We start from the raw sequence: 22,365 nt of genomic DNA on the forward strand, positions 1-22,365 counted from the left end.
GCCTAAACTAATTCAATTTCTTTTTCTTGCCAATCTGGAACTCCGTTTTCATCTTCATCAATTCCAACAATACCAGCGTAATCATTTTTCTCTTTTTCAGATTCATCTGTTTTTGTATCATTAGAGCATGCAGATAATAGAAGTGAAAATACAATTAATAATGATAAGAATAAACACAATCTTTTTTTCATAGTGACCCTCCACAATAATGAGTTTAATGATTCTTTTGTAACAGTAAAAAATCAGAAAAAATGGTCATTCATCACGAGGTAAACGTTTACGTAAACTTGCTGCGTAGCGATAAATAACTTCTTTCTTTTCCCCCTTTTATCTATTCTATCTGTTACAAAACCATTTTCTTATATAACTAATCTTTTTGAAACCGTTAACATTTTTAGAAATAGTGGATTATTTATCTTCATTTTTTATTTTTTTTTATAAAAGAAAACGTTTACTTAATATAAACTGTTGAATAGAGATATAAGACACCTTTTCAACGAGATATTTCCTTTAATATCCACATAACACAAGAAATATGTCCTTTCTTATCTCAATGTGCATAAAGTCAAAACCACCAAAAACTCATACAAAGACATGTATGGGAAAAGTATGTGGAGGAAGCAGATCATCTTCGTCATAGACAAGATATAAAGAGATTTACGCCAAGCGAAAGAAACAATTAAACGTGTTTTCCCAGCTGCAAAAGAAGAGCAAGGCATGCGATGGACAACTTTAAGGGGACTTAAAAAATTGTCTATGCTGGCGATACACCATGAACCTAAAGAAAATGGCAAACTGGACTTGGTACAGTCCAGAAATATGCTAAATACAATAAAGTAACGAAAAAACTAGAATAACAAAAGGGAATCAGAATGAAAACATTCTGATTCCCTTTTGTTTACAAACTGTGAACTATAGTATAATCTACAGTTCCTAGAAAAAACTTCGCTTTTTGAAGCAATTATTTGCCTAAAGTTTTTTGAATCCTAACCTTGCCAAAGTGGCAAACTTTTGGTTCAAAAAACACAAAATAAAAACCACCAAATATGTATTTGGTGGAGACGGTGGGACGTGCAATTCCATGCTTTCGTCATGGCACTGACTATATCTTGAACCTGTAATATTTAGTTAGGTCCTTTGGCGTCTTATACGAAATATAAATTTACTTAAAAGTAGCATTTCGTATCCTAGTACTACCAAGTTCCTTGGCAGCCTATAAGTCGATACACGGCTGTTGAATTACTTCACATACCGCTCGGCATTGCCTTATCACAATCTATGTGACTTAGGTTTCACCGATAAAGCCAAATTTTCACTTGCATGTTACCACACAAGGCGACTAATATTAATCGAACCCACGTCCAGAAACATCGGCACTTAAGCTTCTACGAGTGTAGTCAACATATTCGTATTTCGCTTATTCTTCTGCCTGTTGACAGGCGTCCGATAAGCTAGTCTGGTTGTTCTCTTCCTTCTTCCTCAGACGGTGGAATCCGGCGTAGCCCACTTAAAGTGAGTCCCTGACCCTACCACATGGGCGATGGAGGGAGGAACCGCTAAGCGCTATTAAGCAGCTAAAGCGAAGTTGTTTTGTTGTTTGCCAGTTATAGGCTTTGACGTTTTAACGAGGCCGATCCCCTCGACTCGCAACCTAAGCTCGAACTATCCCTGTCGAATCCGTAGCGTCCCCATTATAAGGATAAAATCAAGTAATTGTTACATTACAAGATTCTTAGCATTTAAGCTTAACGTTTCGGAAGCTCTGAAATAGGAGCTTAAAGTTATGTTGTCTTATCGACATAAATTATTATAACATAACTGGAGCGTATTTCAATTGTAAAGTTTTGGATTACATTTTTTGCCTTTCACGTAAAGCACGTTCAATACTGCGATTTGCTTCTTTACGTTTTAAAGTTTCACGCTTGTCATAGTTCTTTTTACCCTTACCTAGACCAATCAAAACCTTTGCATAGCCATTTTTAAAATACAGTTTCAGTGGAACTAAAGCATAGCCCGCTTCTTTTGTATCCCCGATTAACTTATTAATTTGTTTGCGATGTAATAAAAGCTTTCTTGTTCTTAATGGATCATGATTATAGCGATTTCCTTGTTCATATGGACTAATATGCATACCAAGCAAGAAGACTTCTCCATTAATAATACGCGCATACGATTCTTTTAAGTTTACTCTTCCAGCACGAATTGCTTTAATTTCTGTTCCTTGTAGAACAATCCCTGCCTCATAAGTCTCTTCAATAAAATAATCATGATTTGCTTTTTTATTTTGAGCAACTAATTTCCCTTCACCTTTTGGCATATCTCTTCCCCCTACTCTGCCAATAATTTTAACAAAAGAACCGCTAATGTTCAAACATCCCCTGCATGGGGTTTCCTTATTCTAAAGAATCCCCATACAATCATGTATCTATTTTATTAACGTTTCTTTTTCTTTCTCTTTGCTTTTGGTGCATTCTCAAAGTGTTTTCTATCATTCTTTCCTTTTCGTCTGGATTCTCCTGATTTACCTTTTCGATCAGCATCTTTGTCTGATTTACCTTTACGTGGTGCACGAGAGACACTGCCCGTGGAGAATACCTTGCCATCTTTCTTCGGATCTCTGCGGCGTGTTCCTTTCATGCCGACAATTTCAAAGTCGATGGCACGTTCATCTTTATTTACATTTACGACTCGAACAGTAATTTCGTCTCCTATGCGGAAGACCTTCCCTGTTCTCTCACCAATCATGGCAAAATGACGTTCATCATAACGATAGTAGTCATCTGTCATATAGCTTACATGGACTAGTCCTTCAATCGTATTGGTAAGTTCTACGAACATTCCAAAATTCGTAACAGAGCTAATAATACCATCGTATTCTTCGCCAATTTTATCAAGCATGTACTCTGATTTCTTCAATTCATCTGTTTCACGCTCTGCTTCTACTGATCTTCTTTCCATATTAGAAGAGTGCTCTGCAATTTCGGTTAAGCGGCTATTCCATTTTTCTTGTATCGCCGAACTAACATCTCCCTCAATTAAATACGTACGTATTAGACGATGTACGATTAAATCTGGGTACCGTCTGATAGGTGAAGTAAAGTGCGTATAAAATTCGGTTGATAAACCAAAGTGGCCTAGACTTTCAGGATAGTATTTCGCCTGTTGCATGGAACGCAGCATGACAGTTGAAATAACCATCTCTTCAGGTGTTCCCTGTACTGCTTCAATTATTTCTTGTAACGCTCTTGGATGAACAGAATTCGCTGTACCTTTCACGATATAACCAAAGTTTGTAATAAACTCGAAAAATCTTCTTAGCTTTTCTTCTTTTGGATCTTCGTGAATACGGTAAATAAAAGGAACCTGCATCCAGTGGAAATGTTCAGCAACTGTTTCATTAGCTACAAGCATAAACTCTTCAATTAATTTTTCAGCAACAGAACGTTCTCTTAAAATAACATCCTGAGGCTTCCCATCTTCATCGACAATTACTTTTGATTCCTTAAAGTCAAAATCAATTGCACCACGAGTCATACGTTTTTTACGAAGGATTGCTGCTAGCCCTTCCATGCGCTCAAACATTGGTACAAGGGGTTCATACTTCTCTCTCAATGCTTCATCCTTATCATGTAAAATCGAATTTACATCTGCATAAGTCATGCGTTCTGTTGTTTTAATAACACTTTGAAAAATTTCGTGATTCACAACTTCACCATCTGGCGCAATTTCCATTTCACAAGACAGCGTTAAACGATCCACTTTTGGATTTAAAGAGCAAATCCCATTAGATAAACGATGAGGAATCATGGGAATTACACGATCTACTAAATAAACACTCGTACCTCTTTCCTCTGCTTCTACATCAATAGGGGAATTTTCTGTTACATAGTAGGAAACATCAGCGATATGAACCCCTAGTTTATAATTACCATTTTCTAAAAGAGTAACGGTAACAGCATCATCCAAATCTTTAGCATCTGCACCATCAATGGTAACAATCGTTTCATTGCGTAAATCACGTCTATTAGCAATTTCTTTTTCATCAATGGTATCTGGCGCGCTGTTTGCTTGCTCTAATACATTATCAGGAAAAGCAAGTGGTAATCCATGCTTATGTATTACCGATAATATATCAACACCTGGATCATTTTTATGTCCTAGTATTTTAACAACTTCCCCTTCTGCATTTTTTCTGCCTTCTGGATAAGAAGTTAATTTAACCACTACTTTATGGCCTTCAATAGCACCTTTTGTACTTCCTTTTGGGATAAAAATATCAGTCGCGATTTTTTTATCATCTGGTATTACAAAGCCAAAATGCTTGCTCTCTGAATATGTACCAACAATTTGCTGTACGCCTCTTTCAATAATTCGTACAATCGTTCCTTCTCTTCTTTGTCCAGAGCTTTCAGAAGTGACACGTGCTAATACAATATCACCATTTAACGCAGTTTTAACTTCATTTGGCGGGATAAAAATGTCATCCATGCCTTGTTCTTCAGGAATAACAAAAGCAAATCCTTTTGCATGACCAGCTAATTTCCCCCGAATAAGGTTCATCTTCTCTGGAAGTCCATAGCGATTGCTTCTTGTCCGAACAACTAGCCCCTTCTCTTCCATCTGTACAAGTACCTTGACAAAATCTTTAAAGTGAGAAGAATCCTCTATTCCGAAAGCTTCTTCTAGCTCTTGCACGGTTAGTGGTTTATATGCTTCATCTTTCATATAAGTTAATAGCTTCTCGACATTTTCCTTAATTATATCTTCCAAACAAAAAACCTCCTTTACATCTTATTCATTCCAATCTAGTTTTTCTAAAAACTGATAGAAATCCTCAAAAACTTTTTCTTTTTCTTTATCATGTGTAATAACATGTCCAGAGTTTTCATACCATTTAATATCTTTTTGAATCGATTCCACTTCTTCATATATGATATTCGCACTATTTGTATCAATCATTTGATCATGTCGTGCCTGAATAACAAAAACTGGTGAATAAATAAGATCAACCGATTCTCTTACTTCTTTGATTAAATTTTGTAATTCCTTTAATGTATTCATTGGCTTAAATTGAGCCATTTCCTGCTCAATAACTTCTTCTGATTTCTTCTCTCGCTGCTTATAATTACGAGCATATTCAAGTACGCCTTCATACATAACATCTTCACTTTTAATGTACATTGGAGCACACATAGTTACGATACCCTTTACAGGTACAGTGTAACCTAATTTAAGGGAAAATACCCCTCCTAAAGAAAGACCTCCGACGGCAATTTCTTCAAACCCCATCTCTTTTAAATGCTGGTAGGCTTCCGTTACATCCTTCCACCAATCCTTTGGACCGTATTCCACTAATTCCTCTGGCGGTACCCCATGACCTTTATATAAAGGTACATAGCAAGTGTAGCCCTTTGTATTTAAATATCTGCCAAGTAAGCGTACATCTGATGTATTTCCCGTAAAGCCGTGCAATAAAAGCACTGCACGTTTATTATCTCCTTTAAAGGTTAATGGTTTCTGTTCTACTATTTTCATTAGATAAACGCTCCTTTGTCTTATTATCTTCTCCTTCGTCCTTATATATAATTAAATTACTATGTTTGTTAGAAAAAGAACTATCCTTCTATTGTAGTAAAAAAGAAATAGAAGAATCCAGTAATTTGATTACTTCATTAATAGTCGTTCCGTCTTTTTAATCAGCACTTATGTATGAACCAACTTGTTTTCCGAAAAAAAACCTGACCTTTCATGGCCAGGTTTTTTTATCTATACCGAATTTCGTTATTATAGATCAAAATAACTAACTGCAATCGTTAAAACAAAGAATAGAATCGCTAAAACGATTGTTGCATTGTGAAGGATTAATTCTAAACCACGTGCTTTTTGTTTACCAAATAACTGCTCTGCACCACCAGAAATTGCTCCAGATAGTCCAGCACTCTTACCATTTTGAAGAAGTACTACTACGATTAATGCAATTGCAACGATAATCAATAAAGTAATCAAAACTGTGTGTATCATCTCAAACACCTCCATTAAAACCAACCTACATTAGTTTAAATGTATCATATTTTATGTTTTGTCACAATAGTATGTCGCGTCTTTATCATAATAATTAGTAGAATGTATTTTTTGATGGTAGGTAATAGAGAGAACTCTCTTGATTAAGGGATGATCTTTGCTAGTTTGTTCTCTGTTACCTTTTCCTGCTGTTTCTCTTGCTCTCGGTCACAGAGGAATGATGATGCTCTTCTTTCCCCTCTTCCTTCACTATTAATAAAAAAACACTCTAGCTTATAGGAAATCTCCTAAAGCTAGAGTGCAATCAAGTTAAGGAATCCTTAACTTCAATTATTTTTTTAGGTTGTAGAAAGATTTAAGACCATCGTATACTGCTAACTCGCCAAGCTCGTCTTCGATGCGAAGAAGTTGGTTGTATTTAGCAATACGGTCTGTACGAGATAATGAACCAGTTTTGATTTGGCCAGCGTTAGTAGCAACAGCGATGTCAGCGATTGTAGCATCTTCTGTTTCACCAGAACGGTGAGAAACTACTGCTGTGTAACCAGCACGTTTAGCCATTTCGATAGCTTCGAAAGTTTCAGTTAAAGTACCAATTTGGTTAACTTTGATAAGGATTGAGTTTGCAATTCCTTTTTCGATACCTTCAGCTAATTTTTTAGTGTTTGTAACGAATAAATCGTCACCTACTAATTGAACTTTTGAACCGATACGGTCTGTTAATAATTTGTGACCTTCCCAGTCGTTTTCATCTAAACCATCTTCAATAGAGATGATTGGGAATTCGCTAACTAATTCTTCATAGAAGCTTACTAATTCTTCAGAAGTTAAACCAGTACGGCCTTCTCCTGCAAGATCGTATTTACCAGTTTCTTTGTTATAGAACTCAGAAGAAGCAACGTCCATACCTAAGAATACGTCTTTACCTGGCTCGTATCCAGCTTTTTTGATTGCTTCAATGATTACTTCTAATGCTTCACGGTTAGAACCAAGGTTTGGAGCGAATCCACCTTCGTCACCAACAGCAGTGTTTAAGCCTTTAGCAGAAAGAACTGCTTTTAATGCGTGGAATACTTCAGCACCAGTACGTAGAGCTTCTTTGAAAGTTGGAGCTCCTACTGGTAAGATCATGAATTCTTGGAAATCTACGTTGTTATCAGCGTGTGAACCACCGTTGATGATGTTCATCATTGGAGTTGGTAATTGTTTAGCATTGAATCCACCAAGGTAACGGTATAATGGAAGACCTACTACTTCAGCAGCAGCATGTGCAACAGCCATAGATACACCTAGGATTGCGTTAGCACCTAATTTACCTTTGTTTTCTGTTCCATCAAGCTCGATCATTGTTCTGTCGATTCCAACTTGATCAGTAACGTCCATACCGATAATTGCTTCAGCAATTACTTCGTTTACGTTTTCTACTGCTTTAAGAACACCTTTACCAAGGTAACGAGATTTGTCACCATCACGTAATTCAACTGCTTCGTATTCACCAGTTGAAGCACCAGATGGAACTAGTGCGCGACCAAAGAATCCTGATTCAGTTAATACTTCTACTTCTACTGTTGGGTTACCACGTGAATCTAATACTTCACGAGCATAAACTTGTTGAATATAAGGCATATTTATTCTCTCCTTTAATTTTATTACTTATTTTTTAATAATAGATGTTCCAGTCATTTCTGCTGGTTTATCAAGTCCTAATAAATCTAACATAGTAGGAGCAAGATCTCCTAATATACCATCTGTACGTAATTCAGCATTTTTATCTGTTACGATTACAGGAACTGGATTTGTTGTATGTGCTGTCATCGGTGTTCCATCAAGTGTTACCACTTCATCTGAATTACCATGGTCAGCTGTGATAATTGCTTTACCACCTTTTTGTTCAATTAAAGTGATAATTTTTCCTAAACATTCATCAACTGTTTCAATCGCTTTGATTGTTGGCTCAAGCATTCCGGAGTGCCCAACCATATCAGGATTAGCGAAGTTTAGAATGATTGCATCAAAATTATCTGCTTCAATTTCCTTCAATAGTGCATCTGTTACTTCATACGCACTCATTTCAGGTTTTAAATCATAAGTTGCCACTTTTGGTGAATTGATTAAGATACGTTTTTCACCAGGGAACTCTGCTTCACGTCCACCGCTCATAAAGAAAGTAACATGTGGATACTTTTCTGTTTCAGCGATACGAAGTTGAGTCAACCCATTTTGTGAAAGGACTTCACCTAATGTGTTATCCAAGTTTGTTGGCTTGAATGCAACATACCCATTTACTGTTTCACTAAAATGAGTTAAACATACAAAGTAAAGATTTTTTGGATGTTTTTCTCCACGATCGAATGAACGGAAGTCTTCATTTGTGAAAGTATTAGAAATTTGGATCGCACGGTCTGGACGGAAGTTATAGAAAATAACCGCATCTTCATCTTTAATTGTCGCAACAGGCTCACCGTTTTCTTTTGTGATTACGGATGGAAGTACGAACTCATCAAAGATTCCGTTATTGTAGTTATCTTCTACTACTTGTAATGGATCAGAATATACTGGTCCTTCTCCATATACCATTGCACGATATGATTTTTCTACACGATCCCAACGTTTATCTCTATCCATTGAATAGTAGCGTCCAGAAATCGTAGCAAATTCACCTACACCGTATTCAGCGATTTTTTCTTGTGTAGCTTTAATGTATTTTTCAGCAGTCTTTTGACCGACGTCTCGGCCATCTAAGATTCCATGAATATATACATTTTCGATTCCTTCTTCTTTTGCTAGACGAAGAAGTGCATACATATGTTCAATATGGCTATGAACTCCACCATCAGATAATAATCCAAATAGGTGTAGATTTTTGCCTTTTTCTTTTACATGCTTCATTGCATTAACGAAAGTTTCGTTTTTGTAAAATTCGCCTTCTCTGATAGAAACATTTACTCTAGTCAAACTTTGATATACGATCCGGCCGGCACCGATATTCAAATGTCCAACTTCAGAGTTACCCATTTGTCCTTCTGGAAGACCAACAGCTTCCCCACTAGCTACTAAAGTAGCATGAGGATAAGCGTTCCAATATTTATCGAAATTAGGCTTATTTGCTTGTGCTACTGCATTTCCCATGCGTTCGCTTCTTAAAGCAAAACCATCTAAAATGATTAAAGCTACTGGAGATTTACTCATTCTTACCTGCCTCCAATAAAGCTAAAAAGCTTTGAGCCTCTAGGCTAGCTCCACCTACTAATGCTCCGTCAATATCTGGCTGTGCCATATATTCTTTAATGTTCTCAGGCTTAACGCTACCGCCGTATTGAATACGGATGTGTTCAGCAACTTCTGGAGAGAATTGCTCACTTACTACTTTACGGATATGTGCACATACTTCGTTTGCATCTGCAGAAGTAGAAGATTTACCAGTTCCAATTGCCCAGATTGGCTCATATGCAACAACTGTTGCTTTTGCTTGTTCTGGAGTTAAGCCGTTAAGCGCTTTTGTTACTTGAGTTGCAACAAAGTCATTTGTTTCGCCGTTCTCTCTTTGTTCTAGTGTTTCACCACAACAAACAATTGGAGTTAAACCATTTTCAAATGCAGCGATTGTCTTCTTGTTAACAGACTCATCTGTTTCGTTAAAGAACTCACGACGCTCCGAATGACCAAGTACTACATATTTTGCACCGATATTTTCTAATGCTACTGGGCTGATTTCACCAGTAAATGCACCATTTTTTTCGAAATGCATATTTTGTGCACCGATTTTTACATCTGTGCCATCTGTTAATTCTACTAATTGTCCTAAAAATAACGCAGGAGCACAAACAACTGTATCCACTTTTTCACTTGATGGAACAGAAGCTTTTACTTCTTGAACAAACTCAACCGCTTCAGGAAGCGTTTTGTTCATTTTCCAGTTACCTGCAATAATTGGTTTGCGCATGGTTATACATCCTTTCATGCATATCTATAAAGATATTATTTGTCGTTTAATGCCACTACACCTGGAAGTTCTTTACCTTCCATGAATTCTAATGAAGCACCGCCACCAGTAGAAATGTGACTCATTTTATCCGCTAAATCAAATTTTTCAACTGCTGCTGCAGAATCTCCACCACCGATTACGGAATATGTATCTTGAGATTCAGCAAGTGCTTCAGCTACTGCTTTTGTACCTGTAGCGAATGCATCTAATTCGAAAACACCCATCGGCCCGTTCCAAATTACTAATTTAGAACTTTTAATAACATCTGCATAGATTTCACGTGTTTTAGGTCCGATATCTAATGCTTCCCAATCAGATGGAATTTCTTCGATAGAAACGGTTTTGATGTTAGCATCGTTGGAGAAATCATCTGCAACTGTTACATCAACAGGCATATAGAATTTAACGCCTTTTTCTTTTGCTTTATCCATATAAGATTTAGCAAGTTCAATTTTATCTTCTTCTAATAATGATTGACCAACTTCATGACCAAGTGCTTTAACGAAAGTATAAGCTAAGCCTCCGCCAATGATTAAGTTATCAACTTTATCAAGAAGGTTTTCAATTACACCAATTTTATCCTTAACTTTTGCCCCACCAATAATAGCAGTAAATGGGCGATCAGGATTTGATAAAGCTTTGCCAAGAACATCTAGTTCTTTTTGCATTAATAATCCAGATACAGCTGGGATATGATGAGCAATTCCTTCTGTAGAAGCATGCGCACGGTGTGCAGCACCAAATGCATCATTTACAAATACATCTGCAAGCTCTGCATATTGTTTTGCTAATTCTGCATCATTTTTTTCTTCACCAGCATTGAAACGTACGTTTTCAAGAAGGATTACATCACCTTCAGATAACTTGCTAATTTGTGCTTTAACAGCTTCACCATAAGATTCATCTGCTTTAGCAACTTCTTTACCTAGTAGTTCAGAAAGACGTTTTGCTACAGGAGTTAATCGTAACTCTTCTACTACTTCGCCTTTTGGACGTCCTAAGTGACTTGCAAGAATGACAATTGCACCACTCTCAACTAATTCTTTAATAGTTGGAAGTGCAGCTTGAATTCTTGTTTCGTCAGTGATTTGTTGATCTTTCATTGGTACGTTAAAGTCAACACGTACAAAAGCTTTTTTCCCTTTTAAATCGATATCACGAATTGTTTTCTTGTTCATTATAGGTACCCTCCACTGCATATTTTTAAAAGAGCGGAAACAAAATTGTTTCCGCTGTTTGATTAAAGGGGGTGCTTATTAACTCGCACAAAATTCCATTTGAAAAGGGAAATTATTTTGTTGCAAGCTGTGCAAAGTGCTTAACAGTTCTTACTAATTGGTTAGTGTAAGACATTTCGTTGTCATACCAAGCAACAGTTTTAACAAGTTGTTGATCACCAACAGTGATAACTTTTGTTTGAGTTGCATCAAATAATGAACCATAGCTACTTCCAATAATATCAGAAGAAACAAGCTCTTCTTCTGTGTAACCGAAAGATTCGTTAGCAGCTTCTTTCATTGCAGCATTAACTTCTTCAACTGTAACTTTTTTATCAAGAACAGTAACAAGCTCTGTTAATGAACCAGTTTTTACTGGAACACGTTGAGCAGCACCGTCTAATTTACCTTGAAGTTCAGGTAATACTAAACCGATTGCTTTAGCAGCACCAGTTGAGTTTGGAATAATATTTTCAGCAGCTGCACGAGCACGACGGAAGTCACCTTTTGGATGTGGAGCATCTAAAGTGTTTTGGTCGCCAGTGTAAGCATGAATTGTAGTCATTAAACCAGATACGATTCCGTATTTGCTTTGAAGAACTTGTGCCATTGGAGCAAGACAGTTAGTAGTACAAGAAGCACCAGAGATAACTGTTTCAGTTCCATCAAGAATTTCATGGTTTACATTATAAACAACTGTTTTCATTTCGCCAGTAGCTGGAGCAGAGATTACTACATTTTTAGCACCTGCTTGAATGTGAGCTTCTGCTTTTTCTTTAGTTGTGAAGAAACCAGTAGATTCGATAACTGTATCTACACCAAGTTCTCCCCATTTAAGGTCAGCTGGGTTTCTTTCAGCAGTTGTAACAACTTTTTGACCGTTTACTAAGAAGTAACCTTCGTGAACTTCAATCTCACCTTGGAAAGTTCCTTGAGATGAATCATATTTTAAAAGATGTGCTAGCATTTTAGTATCAGTTAAATCATTGATTGCAACCACTTCTAATTCTGGGTTTTCCATGATTTTTCTGAATGCTAAACGTCCGATACGTCCAAAACCGTTAATACCTACTTTTACTGTCATTGTAAATTTCCTCCTCTAATTTTAAGAGTATTAAATATATAAAGGGATTACCCATTATATCAACTTTTTAGCGGCTCCTTCATCTGTTATTAAAATAGTTGAAGGCGGTGCTTCTTTAAAATAAGCCCGTATAGCCTTTGATTTTGATGCTCCACCAGCTACAGCAATAATACTAGGTACAGAAGATAAGTCTTCCAGTCGCAGGCCAATTGTTTGAACCTTATGGACAACCTCTCCCTCTTCATTAAAGTAGTACCCAAATGCTTCACCAACAGCTTCTGCATTTTTAATTTTTTCTAGATCATGTTTGCTAGTATTTCTGCGATTTGCCATTGTAAGCGCCTCGCCAATCCCATGAACTAGAAGATTTGCTGAACGAATAAGTTTTAATACTTCACTTATACGAGGATCTGTAGAAATGCTTTTGTACACCTCTTCACTGACCTCATCTGGAGCATATAAAACTCGATGTTTTGATGATGTATGGTCTGCCATCATCGAACAAATTGTATTCGCCTGATTTTTGACATCTTCTCCTATTCCGCCACGAGCAGGAACAAATAATAATTCGCCATCAGCAATACTAGGCGTTAGCGCTTCAGCAACGGAAGACATAGTAGTCCCACCAGTAACTGCGATGATATTATTTCCTTTTAGAAGAGATTTCATACAATTTGCTGTCGCAAGTCCTAATTCTTTTTTTACCCATGGAGAATGATCACTGTCTCCAGCCACGATAATAACCCGGCTAATGCCAAGTTTTTTTTGCAATAGCTGCTCCATTTCGTTAATACCCGTTACTTCTCTCATTACACTAGAAAGACTTTCCAACACTTCTTCCCCTATTGAAGTGACTGTCATGCCGATGTTTGAAATATGTATAAGCTGTTGATCTTTTAAAAACTCGACTTCACTTCTCAAGACTCTTTCGGTCAGTCCTAGGCTCACTGCCAGACTTCTTCTTCCGACAGGCTGCATATTCTTAATATATTGAAGAATATAGTACCTTTTTTGCATAACTGTAAGTAAATCAGGTAATAATCTTTTTTGAATCTCAATAAATGAAACCATGCTTGTTGCGCTCCTTCACTTACAGTGGTCGTCAGAAGTCCCGCATAGACATTTTACGTCCCGGATACTACAAAAAAAATAACTTCCCTGCTACAAGAACAATTCTAACACCAGTATAGTATGAATTCAACTGATATGTGTCTATTTTTTGTAAAATTTGACGAAAAAGTGTCGTTCTTTCTTTTCTTACTATTTGGAAAAAATTAATTATTATCCATCAATTTTTCTCGTTTTTTCTGAAATAGTTTTATTGGTTTCTCCGTAGAAGTAGAAATAGAAGTAATTAAAGTATATGAAACATTTTTATATAAATCTGATACTTTATTTCAGAATAATAAGGAAGAAATATAAATGATATTCTTCTATTAATTTTGAAATCCTTCATCTTATTCATCAACCTATAAGTTTCATTTCTCTTCATCTTTTTTCTAGATTAGCAAAAATAATAAGATGAACTTATTAGGGGATAACAATGCTGTGCCTGTTATGTCATACTTATTTTTGAAGTATCTCTTCACTCATTCAAATTAAATCTACAGAACAGACCTTTCGAAGAAAAGAAATTATAGGATAGGAGAATAGGAGATGGAAAATAAAGCTTTAATCGTTATTGACTTACAAGTAGGCGTACAGCCTTCTAATACCCCCCTCTATAATCTTGATAATGTTATTAAGGGCGTTAATGAAAGAATTCAAGTTTTCAGAGAGTTGAATTATCCCATTATTTTTATTCAACATAATGACCAAGAATTGATTCTCAACACCAAACAATGGAATTTATTTTCTGAATTAGACGCAAGGGATACAGATATTTACATTAACAAAACACACGCCAATTCCTTTTACAATACTGATTTAAATGCAAAATTATTGGAATTAAAAATAAATACACTTGAAATCTGTGGAGCACAAACGGAATATTGTGTTGATACAACAATTAGAATGGCCCATGGCTTAGGATATTCTTTGTATATGAAAAAAGGACTAACCACTACACTAAATAATGATTTACTAGGAGCAAAGACAATTATTGAGCATCATGAGAAACTATGGAATAATCGATTTTTAACTTTTTTATAATACATCATAGAAATTAACACAACAAAAAAAAGGTTTTTTAAGAGATCGCCTGGAAAACGAAAAACTCAAAAAACCTTTTTTAAACATTATTAGCGCCCTCGGAGGGAATCGAACCCCCATTTTAAGAACCGGAATCTTACGTGCTATCCGTTGCACCACTTTTTAGTGATTGTTCTATAAAGGTTGAATTACCAAGGGTTAGACGACATTACAGTATTTCTACTGAATAATACTACATTCAAATACGCACCTTAACTTTAATATAATAGTAATAAAAGGTAAATGGATTGTCAACTAAATTATTGGAAATGATTATGAAGTAGTCTTTTCAGCAGTTAAAATTAATAACCCTTTATTGGTATAATCCATATTTAACACCTTATAATCCCCAACAAATGTAAAAGTATTATTCACTTTTAGTTTATCTCTATTTGTCTCATTATCTTGTACGATAGCCAATATTTGATTATTTGCTACTCTCAATTGATTACCTTCAATAGTAAATGATTGCTGATCTATAATAGAAGGAACTAAAATAGGTTCTCCTTCAATCTCAATCCATACGGGATCACCTCCCGCATTATAAACGACATTACCGTTTTCATCTCTCATTAAAACCCTAGTGATTACTTTAATAGTAATCATAAAATTGCAATGTTCCATAATCGCTTTATATTTCCCATATCGTTTTATGGCTGTATCACTTGTAATCAAATAATTTTCATCATCAATAGTAACTAAATCCCCCATTTTAATAGGGCTGATTGTATGTATATGCTTCTTTTCATGTTCAGCAAGTGTAGTATTCGTGATAATGGCTTGTGTGGCTACATTATTAATATAAATACTTTGTCCTGCTGATTCAAAAAGAAACTCTAAATCTTTTATATTAGGACTAAACAAAACGTTACCCCCTTTCTAGTTATCAAATAGCATAAAGAAACTTGATTCATTTTGTAACTGTTCATCTGTTTTAAGTAATCTAACTTTCCGTTCCAATTGGTCTATACGTGCTAATAGGTTGTCATGGAAGTCCGATACCGTCATATCATCCAATTTATATGACTTCATTCCACTAGGATTATTAGCAATGGATTCAAGTATAGATAATGCAGAAGAATAAATATTTTTCTTGCTTGTGGCTGATTGTGGGGAATATTCATCGAATGGCTGCAAGTTATTCTCTTGTAGGTAGATGATTAATTCCTCTTGGGATAGGTTAATACCTTTTGTTTCTAATTGTAAACGTTGTAGGTTGTTCATTCTGTGACCTCCTTTGTTAATTTTATACATAAAAAAGCCCCTCAAATATGAAGGGCAGAATAGTTTACTGGTTGAATTTTTCTTCTATATTCGCTAATCTCTGTTCCATGTTCTGTACAGCCATTTCTAAATTAGAATCCAACTTTTCACTTTCTTGTTGAAAATCTGTTACATCTCCCATGGAAACCCAATTTCCTTCTTTCGCCAAACTGTTTGATGAAGTAATATCATATTGATTTTCTTTATAGAAACCTAATTTATTTTGTAAATTATCTCTATAATCTCTCATAGAATTAGTTAAATTTTCATGTATAGTTTCATATTTTGCTGGAACACTCACATCTTCTAATTTTGTTAATACCTCATTAGCATTAGATGTTTGTTCTTCTTGTTTATCCATTATTACTGACATTTCTTCTGTTGAATCTAAGAGTAGAAGTGGCTTTGTGTAATTTTTAATTTCATTAATATCAGAATTAATGATTTCAATAATTCCTTTAACTTCTTCTTCATATGTAACTTCTTTTTTCCTTGTTGTTTCTTTTTCAGAGTCTACATTACTTGATAAGGAACATCCAGTTAATAATACAACACTAATAATCAATAACAATATTTTTCTCATAATACCCCCTCCTTAATACAAAATACATTCGTTATAAAGAACAAAAACCCTTTATTTTTTTTGTTAAAATTTGTAGAATTTTTTCATGGGTGTGTAAAATGGATAGTTAGCGACTTCATTTTCTCAATTAGGGGTATCGTATTATCAATTACACTATCATTTAAGCAATAATCCACGGAATACATTTGTATATTTATACTAATCAAATACATATTAATTGTAAATTAATGGTAATCTAGTTTACGTAATGTCCTATTATACACAGCAATCAAAATAATCAATATTGATAAATCAACGTTTTTAAGCACCCTTTTAAGTACGATAGAATAACCATTCCGTTGTACTTTAGGAAATTTTATACAATTTACACCAAAAACGCTTATTTGTAGCCATTTATGACTGTATAATCTCTTCCATTGAACAGGATTTATTTTCATATTATTTCCCTTTGCACATACATAAAAATGTATAAAATATTGCATAAATAATATAGAATGATTATTAAGAATAGAAAGCGTCAAGTTTTTTTACTTTACAATTATAAAAAAATTAAAAAATTGTCGGCACATTTTACACTATTTTTTTAAATATCGCCCCTACGCCATAACCTGTAAGCGGAAATCGTAATATTATCATAAAGTATAATCCCTTGACACTACTACATTCCTATTATATTGTTACTTCTTCTTTCTCTTCCTTATCCTGTTCACTATTTCCCACATTATTTCCTTCTTTCATTATTCGATTCAACTCGAATTGAACGTCAGTAGTATATGGACTGTCCTCTAGTATTCCTTCTAAACTAATTGCTCCCATCTCTCTTAATACTTTAAGATTCTCAATAATCTCTTTATCATTCGAAGGTGTAGCATATTGGAATACTATATCTAATGTCTCATATTCTTCCTCACTGTACTGTTTACCGATATAACCTAGCAATACTCTGATCTTTTCAAAGCGTTGCTCTATACTGTCTCTCATAAACTGTTCATTCATTCCTGCTTTAATGTTAGCCAATTGGAATAGCAACTTAATACTAACCTCACTAAGATTACTAATGTCTGTCTTATTTAAACTAACAGCAGGTGTCTGTGATACATCTAGTAATGACTGTAGCAATGTCTTATAGATAGTTTCAAAAGAATGATAGTCTAATTGATTACCTACCATTTTAAACTCTGAACCATCGTCTAGGCTTATTCCTCCCCCTATTACATCACTAGGAAGCCCCTCACCTTTTAATTGTTGTCCAATGGCTACTGGAATAGGATTCATAAACTTATAGAAACTATCTGTATATTTACTGATTAAATCCTCCATAGAATCAAGGATACTTATCCAATCATCTAATTCGCTTCTGCCTTCTGTATCACTCAATTCATTCTCATTATGATATACAATTGGCAATCCACTAAGATTGACGTACCTATCAGTCAACTGAATAGACTCTCCACCCTTGTTATTATACTTTTCTACAATATCTTTTTTGAACACTGTATAGTAACTAATACCATCATTTATATAGGCTTCGATAAAGGCAATAAGATTATTTTCTTCATCATATACTGGATAGCCTTCTCCTGCATCAATGAGTTTACTTTTAATAACTCCATTTTCTATATACACATATTCTGCAACTTGACCATATTTAAGCACTTTATCTAATATTTTCATGTTTAAACGGTCATATTTCGCCTTTTTATTGACTTTTTGATACTCTTTCACAATATTTTCATTACCAGTCAACGTTAAAGGATTCTGTAGAAGATATGCCTTTTGGAAATTTAATAACGTTTTAGCATATTGCAGTACAATTTTACGTGGAGTAAACTCTTTCCCATTGTACTTATACGATTTTCTATGTAATATTTTATGATTACCATTAAGATAATATTTCTTTTCTAATATATCATTTACACGTTGTTGATTGTCTATGGACTCTACTTCTTCAACGAACCAGTTAGTATCATTATCATACTTTTCTTGGATATACTTTTCTAATTTATCCATACTCTTTCCCCTTTCTCTCCTTCACAATTGAAGGATTGTTTATCTCATGCAAGGATTGTTTACCACAGATATTTTTATCTCAGACATAATGTCAGAGTTAAATGTCTACATAATATTTACTTTGTTTCATTGCCTGACAAGCCATTGCATTAGCAATCACCAAGTCATCATGTAAATTAGCACCCTTTTTATTGCCCATTTTCCCTTTAATTTCTTGGAATATTTTCATCTCTTCCAATGTCTGTACACATTCTATGTTAATCATGCCTAGTTCAAAGTTTTCCTTAAAATCATTGATTAAAATAGGCTTAGAAGTGGTTGTAGTCATAAATCCTAGTTGCAGTTTCTTCTTACCTTTTTGATCGAATATTTTTTGTTTCAATAGGTTCATATATCCATATTCTTTACGCAACTTCTCCAACAATGGCAATCCATAACTATTTCGTTCAACACAAATATAGGCATAATTAAAAAACCTGCCTAAACTGTTCACTATTTTAGCGAATTGATAAACAGGTACATCATTTGCATAAAAGGAAGCCATTTGTTGCCCTTCTGCATTGTATATACTTATTGTAGAGTTATCATTATCGCCACCAGTACCAGACGCAACGTCTACCCCACCATAATGTTTTATTCCCTTTTTCGGTAGATGATATAGGAATAAACTTTTATTGAGATATGGCTTTAAGGTGTCTGGTAAATCATTCGTGGTCTCTTTCATGGACAACGGACTCATTACATTCTGCAATCGCTCAATAATCAATTTAGTATCAAATACTGACATATTGCTTTCTGCAAATGCCTCATCTGGTGTAGTAGGAAACTCCCTATGAAACTTATCAATACTATTTGTTTCTATGTAATATCTTCTAAACATTAACTGTCTAAAAGAAGCACCATACTTTTCCTTCAACTCTATTTCATCATGTTCTAAGTCCTTAGAAGCCATTCTAGCCCCTTTATTATGTACCTTGAACCATTCTTCGGCTTCATCAAAACTATGCTTAAATTGGCTACTATAAGCCTTTGCAAGCCATGAATAAAAGTGTGCTTTCCATACAGATTCTTTACCTCTAAATGCCTTCATGAACATTTCTTGATATGTATTGTAGCCCATTGCAGTTGATTCAATGATAATCTTACTGTTAGGGTTTTTAGCCAAAGCAGGAATACTTGTTGCTATGATTTCCTCTTGTGCTTCATTAGGATACTTTGCCATCTCTGATAAATGGATTAATTCAAATGTATTACCTGATATACTGTCCTCTCCACCAGCAGTTCCTACAACAATTCGACTACCATTACTCATATACATTTCATCTCTATTGGAAATTTCAAGGGTAGGAAATAGGTTAGGATATTTCTCATGAGGAAGGGAATTATACATCTTTTTCAATTTACGCAATAAGGACTGTGTTACCTTGTTATGATGTGTCATGATGATATATGAAGTATCTGATTTAGTCATAGCAGAATACAACATATAAGCCAATGACCACGTTGTAAAGCCAATCTGACGACCTTTTAGGATGATATTATACTTAGTCATTTCATTTGAGAATTGTTCCTGTTCAGCATTTAGTATAAAAGGTACACTATCACCATTGTTGTCAATAATCTTGATAAAATTCTTAGCAAATAGGCGAAAATCACCTAATACTTTTTGTATTGCTTTACTATGTTTAGTTTTTTTGATTACCACTTACTCACCTCCGAACATAAAAAAGAGAGCGTACCGAAAAGTACCCCCTCTGTCGTGTTTTCGACTACCTTATTAATCCAACAATAAGCCATCTTCTTCCTGTTCTTCTTCATCATGTACAGGTTCAAATGTTTTGGCTGCAAGTTTAGCATTTGATTGTATTTCCTTATGTAAAGTTAAAAAGAGACGAATAGATTTCTCGTCTCCTTCCTTTGCTTTATTCGTTACAATTTGATATATTTCTTCAAAGTCATTGGCAATCTTACTGTCCAATAACAACATTAACAATTGCTTGTATTCGGTTGTTTTTTCCCATTTAACAAAGCCATCTAATGTCTTTCTGTTTACTTCACGACAAAAATCCTCTTCCGATTTTTTCGGAATATCTCGTCTAAATCGAATATCATGCTTCCAACTAAAATATAGTTTCTTTTCGTTTGGTAACTGATCTAATGCATCATAAATATTCATCATTCATCACCATTCTTTTCTTCGAGAAACTTTGACATCTCTTGAAGTATTTCAGTCATACGCTCACTATTTTTAATCATTTTTCTAATGTTGCTTTGACATACATTAAAATCTTCTTGAATTTCCTCAACAATTTGGCTAAAAGTTCTATTTTCCATTTGTACATTTCTCCTTCGATTAAGTTAATTTTGAATATAAAAAAGGAGGACAGTTTCCCATCCCCCATATTTTGGAACACTAAATTTAGACACGACAAAAAGAGCATCACATATTTTGCGATACCCTCCCCCACAATTGAAATGTCAAAAGGTTGCTTTTTTGCCCTATACTTAATATAAGTTGTAAACTTTTGATTCCTCATTTAATATACTAATAATTTACTATTAATTTTAAAATTTAATTAACATTTTCAAAAGGTACGATATTCGCCCTATACTTAATATAGTTATAATTTTTACTTTTCATATTTAACTATTAGTATATTTATATATATAATATGTAGGGCAAATAAGTAACCTTTTAAATAATCACATATAACATAATCTGACAAGGTTGCTCACCTATATTATATGTAGGGCGAAAAACGCACCTTTTGGATTTAGCAACTAGAAGGGTAGTATATCAAGTGGGAATGATTCTGTTTCCCCTTCTTCTTCCTTCCGTTTATCCTCCAACATCTGAAAATATTCTTTTGCTTCCATAACCTTTATTTTTTCATATGGAATAGGTTTACCAGAAAATTTTATCCAATCATTTGCTATGTATGAATTTGCTTTCCGTTTACCTTTATCCAATGCTGTACAGAAAAATTCCTGATTATGTATTCCTTCCACAAGTTTATATTGTCTCAATTGTGATAAATAATCCTTCATTGTTCTATTTGCCAGTCCTGTATTTTCTGCTAACGTCAGCATAGGACAATCATATTTACCTTTATATCGTTGATTCTGCATTTTGATATAACTGTACAGATAGAACCCAGTGCAACCTATATTTTTATTTGTCATACAATACAAGAACACTTCAAATGGGATTAAATGAGTATTGTCTACTTCAAAGAAAGTTCCATTTTCATTTCCTTCCTCATAATCTTTTTTTGTTCGATAAAATGCTTTAATAGGTTCTTTGATAACAAATCTATTGGTTACTTTATTTAAAAAATCCGTTGGTAATAGTTCTCTATCTTCGCTGAACATAGTAAATGATAATGCTTCATAATCGTATATATCATCTTTAAAATGCCATATAATCGGAAAATCTCTTTCAGTGGAAGTATATCCCATTATATCTAATATTCCATTCTTTTTAATTATATAATCTACTGTTTTAGCATTAGGATTGTATCCAAGAATACTCTTAATATCTTTTATGTTTTCAACTGTGTATAGATACTTTGTATATCTGTATAACCATGAGATTAAGTAATAAAAAGAATAGGCAAATGCAATATGCGTACCATTTTTCATATTGTTTTGTAAATCCTCAAATATTTCATTTGGCATAAACACTTTGCTTTCATTTTCATCATATTGTAAATATTTCTCTAATTCTTCGTATTTCATAGAATAGTTTCCTCCGATTTTATATAAGATTAGTTCGTTGAGAATACAATTTTGGATTCTCAGATTATCTATTTTTGTATTCGTCTAATGCTGTTTGTAAGCGTTCGTCAATTTGATACAAACTGAAAATTTTTCCTGTTTTTACATCTCTTGCAACTGTGATAAATGGAATATACTTACTTGATAAAAACTCCGATACATTTTTGTTGTAGCAAAAAAAGAATGATTTTTTCATAATATTTTCCTCCTAGATTAAATAAAATAGGAGCATGAT

At 34.3% G+C, this 22,365-nt stretch carries 21 protein-coding genes, 1 other RNA gene and 1 pseudogene; 2 read left to right on the forward strand and 21 right to left on the reverse strand.

Features of this window, described 5'->3' with window-relative positions:
* Positions 1-2: 2 nt before the first annotated feature.
* Positions 3-191 (reverse strand): hypothetical protein, encoded by a 189-nt coding sequence (locus tag NKG37_RS01240; RefSeq protein WP_254415660.1) that lies wholly within the window; start codon positions 189-191, stop codon positions 3-5.
* Between the two features lie 339 nt (positions 192-530).
* Here NKG37_RS01240 and NKG37_RS01245 point away from each other — a divergent pair.
* Positions 531-826: pseudogene (locus tag NKG37_RS01245) on the forward strand (transposase); the annotation flags it as partial.
* A gap of 520 nt (positions 827-1,346) precedes the next feature.
* Here the strand turns inward: NKG37_RS01245 and ssrA are convergent.
* The 11 genes from ssrA to NKG37_RS01300 form a co-directional block, all read right to left on the reverse strand.
* Positions 1,347-1,682, reverse strand: a transfer-messenger RNA (tmRNA) gene (gene ssrA / locus NKG37_RS01250).
* 167 nt (positions 1,683-1,849) lie between these two features.
* Entirely contained in the window at positions 1,850-2,317 is a 468-nt protein-coding gene (gene smpB, locus NKG37_RS01255) for an SsrA-binding protein SmpB (RefSeq protein WP_016203855.1), read from the reverse strand.
* 116 nt (positions 2,318-2,433) lie between these two features.
* Positions 2,434-4,770: a ribonuclease R gene (gene rnr, locus NKG37_RS01260; RefSeq protein ID WP_254415661.1), complete on the reverse strand. Its 2,337-nt coding sequence runs from the start codon at positions 4,768-4,770 to the stop codon at positions 2,434-2,436.
* 21 nt (positions 4,771-4,791) lie between these two features.
* On the reverse strand, positions 4,792-5,535 hold the full coding sequence (locus NKG37_RS01265; RefSeq protein ID WP_016203857.1) for an alpha/beta hydrolase: 744 nt from the start codon (positions 5,533-5,535) through the stop codon (positions 4,792-4,794).
* 249 nt (positions 5,536-5,784) lie between these two features.
* On the reverse strand, positions 5,785-6,018 hold the full coding sequence (secG, locus tag NKG37_RS01270) for a preprotein translocase subunit SecG (protein WP_031540682.1): 234 nt from the start codon (positions 6,016-6,018) through the stop codon (positions 5,785-5,787).
* Positions 6,019-6,351: 333 nt separating this feature from the next.
* On the reverse strand, positions 6,352-7,647 hold the full coding sequence (gene eno, locus NKG37_RS01275) for a phosphopyruvate hydratase (protein ID WP_016203859.1): 1,296 nt from the start codon (positions 7,645-7,647) through the stop codon (positions 6,352-6,354).
* A 27-nt stretch (positions 7,648-7,674) separates the two neighbouring features.
* Positions 7,675-9,210 (reverse strand): 2,3-bisphosphoglycerate-independent phosphoglycerate mutase, encoded by a 1,536-nt coding sequence (gpmI, locus tag NKG37_RS01280; protein WP_016203860.1) that lies wholly within the window; start codon positions 9,208-9,210, stop codon positions 7,675-7,677.
* Positions 9,203-9,964, reverse strand: a complete 762-nt coding sequence (gene tpiA / locus NKG37_RS01285) for a triose-phosphate isomerase (RefSeq protein WP_016203861.1) — start codon at positions 9,962-9,964, stop codon at positions 9,203-9,205. The genes gpmI and tpiA overlap by 8 nt, the downstream gene beginning before the upstream one ends.
* Positions 9,965-9,999: 35 nt before the next feature.
* On the reverse strand, positions 10,000-11,184 hold the full coding sequence (gene pgk / locus NKG37_RS01290) for a phosphoglycerate kinase (RefSeq protein WP_016203862.1): 1,185 nt from the start codon (positions 11,182-11,184) through the stop codon (positions 10,000-10,002).
* Positions 11,185-11,296: 112 nt separating this feature from the next.
* Positions 11,297-12,307 (reverse strand): type I glyceraldehyde-3-phosphate dehydrogenase, encoded by a 1,011-nt coding sequence (gene gap / locus NKG37_RS01295; RefSeq protein WP_016203863.1) that lies wholly within the window; start codon positions 12,305-12,307, stop codon positions 11,297-11,299.
* A gap of 54 nt (positions 12,308-12,361) precedes the next feature.
* Positions 12,362-13,378: a sugar-binding transcriptional regulator gene (locus NKG37_RS01300; RefSeq protein WP_016203864.1), complete on the reverse strand. Its 1,017-nt coding sequence runs from the start codon at positions 13,376-13,378 to the stop codon at positions 12,362-12,364.
* A gap of 585 nt (positions 13,379-13,963) precedes the next feature.
* On the opposite strand from NKG37_RS01300, the gene NKG37_RS01305 reads away from it, so the two are divergent.
* Entirely contained in the window at positions 13,964-14,458 is a 495-nt protein-coding gene (locus NKG37_RS01305; RefSeq protein WP_169189062.1) for a cysteine hydrolase family protein, read from the forward strand.
* Positions 14,459-14,770: 312 nt separating this feature from the next.
* On the opposite strand, the gene NKG37_RS01310 is transcribed toward NKG37_RS01305, so the two are convergent.
* The 9 genes from NKG37_RS01310 to NKG37_RS01350 all read right to left on the reverse strand — a co-directional run bounded on the left by NKG37_RS01310 (position 14,771) and on the right by NKG37_RS01350 (position 22,326).
* Complete coding sequence (locus tag NKG37_RS01310) at positions 14,771-15,361, reverse strand: hypothetical protein (protein ID WP_254415662.1); 591 nt, start codon at positions 15,359-15,361, stop codon at positions 14,771-14,773.
* A 15-nt stretch (positions 15,362-15,376) separates the two neighbouring features.
* Positions 15,377-15,721 carry a hypothetical protein gene (locus NKG37_RS01315; protein ID WP_254415663.1) on the reverse strand — a complete coding sequence of 115 codons (345 nt, stop codon included), beginning with the start codon at positions 15,719-15,721 and terminating at the stop codon, positions 15,377-15,379.
* 64 nt (positions 15,722-15,785) lie between these two features.
* The gene (locus tag NKG37_RS01320) at positions 15,786-16,343 is read right to left on the reverse strand and encodes a lipoprotein (protein WP_254415664.1); all 558 of its coding nucleotides are present in this window, start codon (positions 16,341-16,343) and stop codon (positions 15,786-15,788) included.
* A 669-nt stretch (positions 16,344-17,012) separates the two neighbouring features.
* The gene (locus tag NKG37_RS01325) at positions 17,013-18,353 is read right to left on the reverse strand and encodes a phage portal protein (protein WP_254415665.1); all 1,341 of its coding nucleotides are present in this window, start codon (positions 18,351-18,353) and stop codon (positions 17,013-17,015) included.
* 97 nt (positions 18,354-18,450) lie between these two features.
* Entirely contained in the window at positions 18,451-20,058 is a 1,608-nt protein-coding gene (locus tag NKG37_RS01330; RefSeq protein WP_254415666.1) for a terminase large subunit domain-containing protein, read from the reverse strand.
* Positions 20,059-20,130: 72 nt separating this feature from the next.
* The gene (locus NKG37_RS01335; protein ID WP_254415667.1) at positions 20,131-20,532 is read right to left on the reverse strand and encodes a hypothetical protein; all 402 of its coding nucleotides are present in this window, start codon (positions 20,530-20,532) and stop codon (positions 20,131-20,133) included.
* A complete protein-coding gene (locus tag NKG37_RS01340) occupies positions 20,529-20,687 on the reverse strand; it encodes a hypothetical protein (protein WP_254415668.1) in 159 nt (52 codons plus the stop codon). The genes NKG37_RS01335 and NKG37_RS01340 overlap by 4 nt, the downstream gene beginning before the upstream one ends.
* 447 nt (positions 20,688-21,134) lie before the next feature.
* Positions 21,135-22,091 carry a hypothetical protein gene (locus tag NKG37_RS01345; RefSeq protein WP_254415669.1) on the reverse strand — a complete coding sequence of 319 codons (957 nt, stop codon included), beginning with the start codon at positions 22,089-22,091 and terminating at the stop codon, positions 21,135-21,137.
* A gap of 64 nt (positions 22,092-22,155) precedes the next feature.
* Positions 22,156-22,326: a hypothetical protein gene (locus tag NKG37_RS01350; RefSeq protein WP_171509349.1), complete on the reverse strand. Its 171-nt coding sequence runs from the start codon at positions 22,324-22,326 to the stop codon at positions 22,156-22,158.
* Positions 22,327-22,365 lie beyond the last annotated feature (39 nt).

The sequence above is a fragment of the Niallia sp. RD1 genome, from assembly GCF_024219955.1.
GTDB classification, from domain to species: domain Bacteria; phylum Bacillota; class Bacilli; order Bacillales; family Cytobacillaceae; genus Niallia; species Niallia alba.

Excerpts from the sequence above, each read along its gene's own strand:
- NKG37_RS01240 (WP_254415660.1), bottom strand. The coding sequence starts at position 191 with ATGAAAAAAAGATTGTGTTTATTCTTATCATTATTAATTGTATTTTCA.
- smpB (WP_016203855.1), bottom strand. The coding sequence starts at position 2,317 with ATGCCAAAAGGTGAAGGGAAATTAGTTGCTCAAAATAAAAAAGCAAAT.
- NKG37_RS01265 (WP_016203857.1), bottom strand. The coding sequence starts at position 5,535 with ATGAAAATAGTAGAACAGAAACCATTAACCTTTAAAGGAGATAATAAA.
- eno (WP_016203859.1), bottom strand. The coding sequence starts at position 7,647 with ATGCCTTATATTCAACAAGTTTATGCTCGTGAAGTATTAGATTCACGT.
- gpmI (WP_016203860.1), bottom strand. The coding sequence starts at position 9,210 with ATGAGTAAATCTCCAGTAGCTTTAATCATTTTAGATGGTTTTGCTTTA.
- tpiA (WP_016203861.1), bottom strand. The coding sequence starts at position 9,964 with ATGCGCAAACCAATTATTGCAGGTAACTGGAAAATGAACAAAACGCTT.
- pgk (WP_016203862.1), bottom strand. The coding sequence starts at position 11,184 with ATGAACAAGAAAACAATTCGTGATATCGATTTAAAAGGGAAAAAAGCT.
- gap (WP_016203863.1), bottom strand. The coding sequence starts at position 12,307 with ATGACAGTAAAAGTAGGTATTAACGGTTTTGGACGTATCGGACGTTTA.
- NKG37_RS01300 (WP_016203864.1), bottom strand. The coding sequence starts at position 13,378 with ATGGTTTCATTTATTGAGATTCAAAAAAGATTATTACCTGATTTACTT.
- NKG37_RS01305 (WP_169189062.1), top strand. The coding sequence starts at position 13,964 with ATGGAAAATAAAGCTTTAATCGTTATTGACTTACAAGTAGGCGTACAG.
- NKG37_RS01315 (WP_254415663.1), bottom strand. The coding sequence starts at position 15,721 with ATGAACAACCTACAACGTTTACAATTAGAAACAAAAGGTATTAACCTA.
- NKG37_RS01320 (WP_254415664.1), bottom strand. The coding sequence starts at position 16,343 with ATGAGAAAAATATTGTTATTGATTATTAGTGTTGTATTATTAACTGGA.
- NKG37_RS01325 (WP_254415665.1), bottom strand. The coding sequence starts at position 18,353 with ATGGATAAATTAGAAAAGTATATCCAAGAAAAGTATGATAATGATACT.
- NKG37_RS01335 (WP_254415667.1), bottom strand. The coding sequence starts at position 20,532 with ATGATGAATATTTATGATGCATTAGATCAGTTACCAAACGAAAAGAAA.
- NKG37_RS01340 (WP_254415668.1), bottom strand. The coding sequence starts at position 20,687 with ATGGAAAATAGAACTTTTAGCCAAATTGTTGAGGAAATTCAAGAAGAT.
- NKG37_RS01345 (WP_254415669.1), bottom strand. The coding sequence starts at position 22,091 with ATGAAATACGAAGAATTAGAGAAATATTTACAATATGATGAAAATGAA.
- NKG37_RS01350 (WP_171509349.1), bottom strand. The coding sequence starts at position 22,326 with ATGAAAAAATCATTCTTTTTTTGCTACAACAAAAATGTATCGGAGTTT.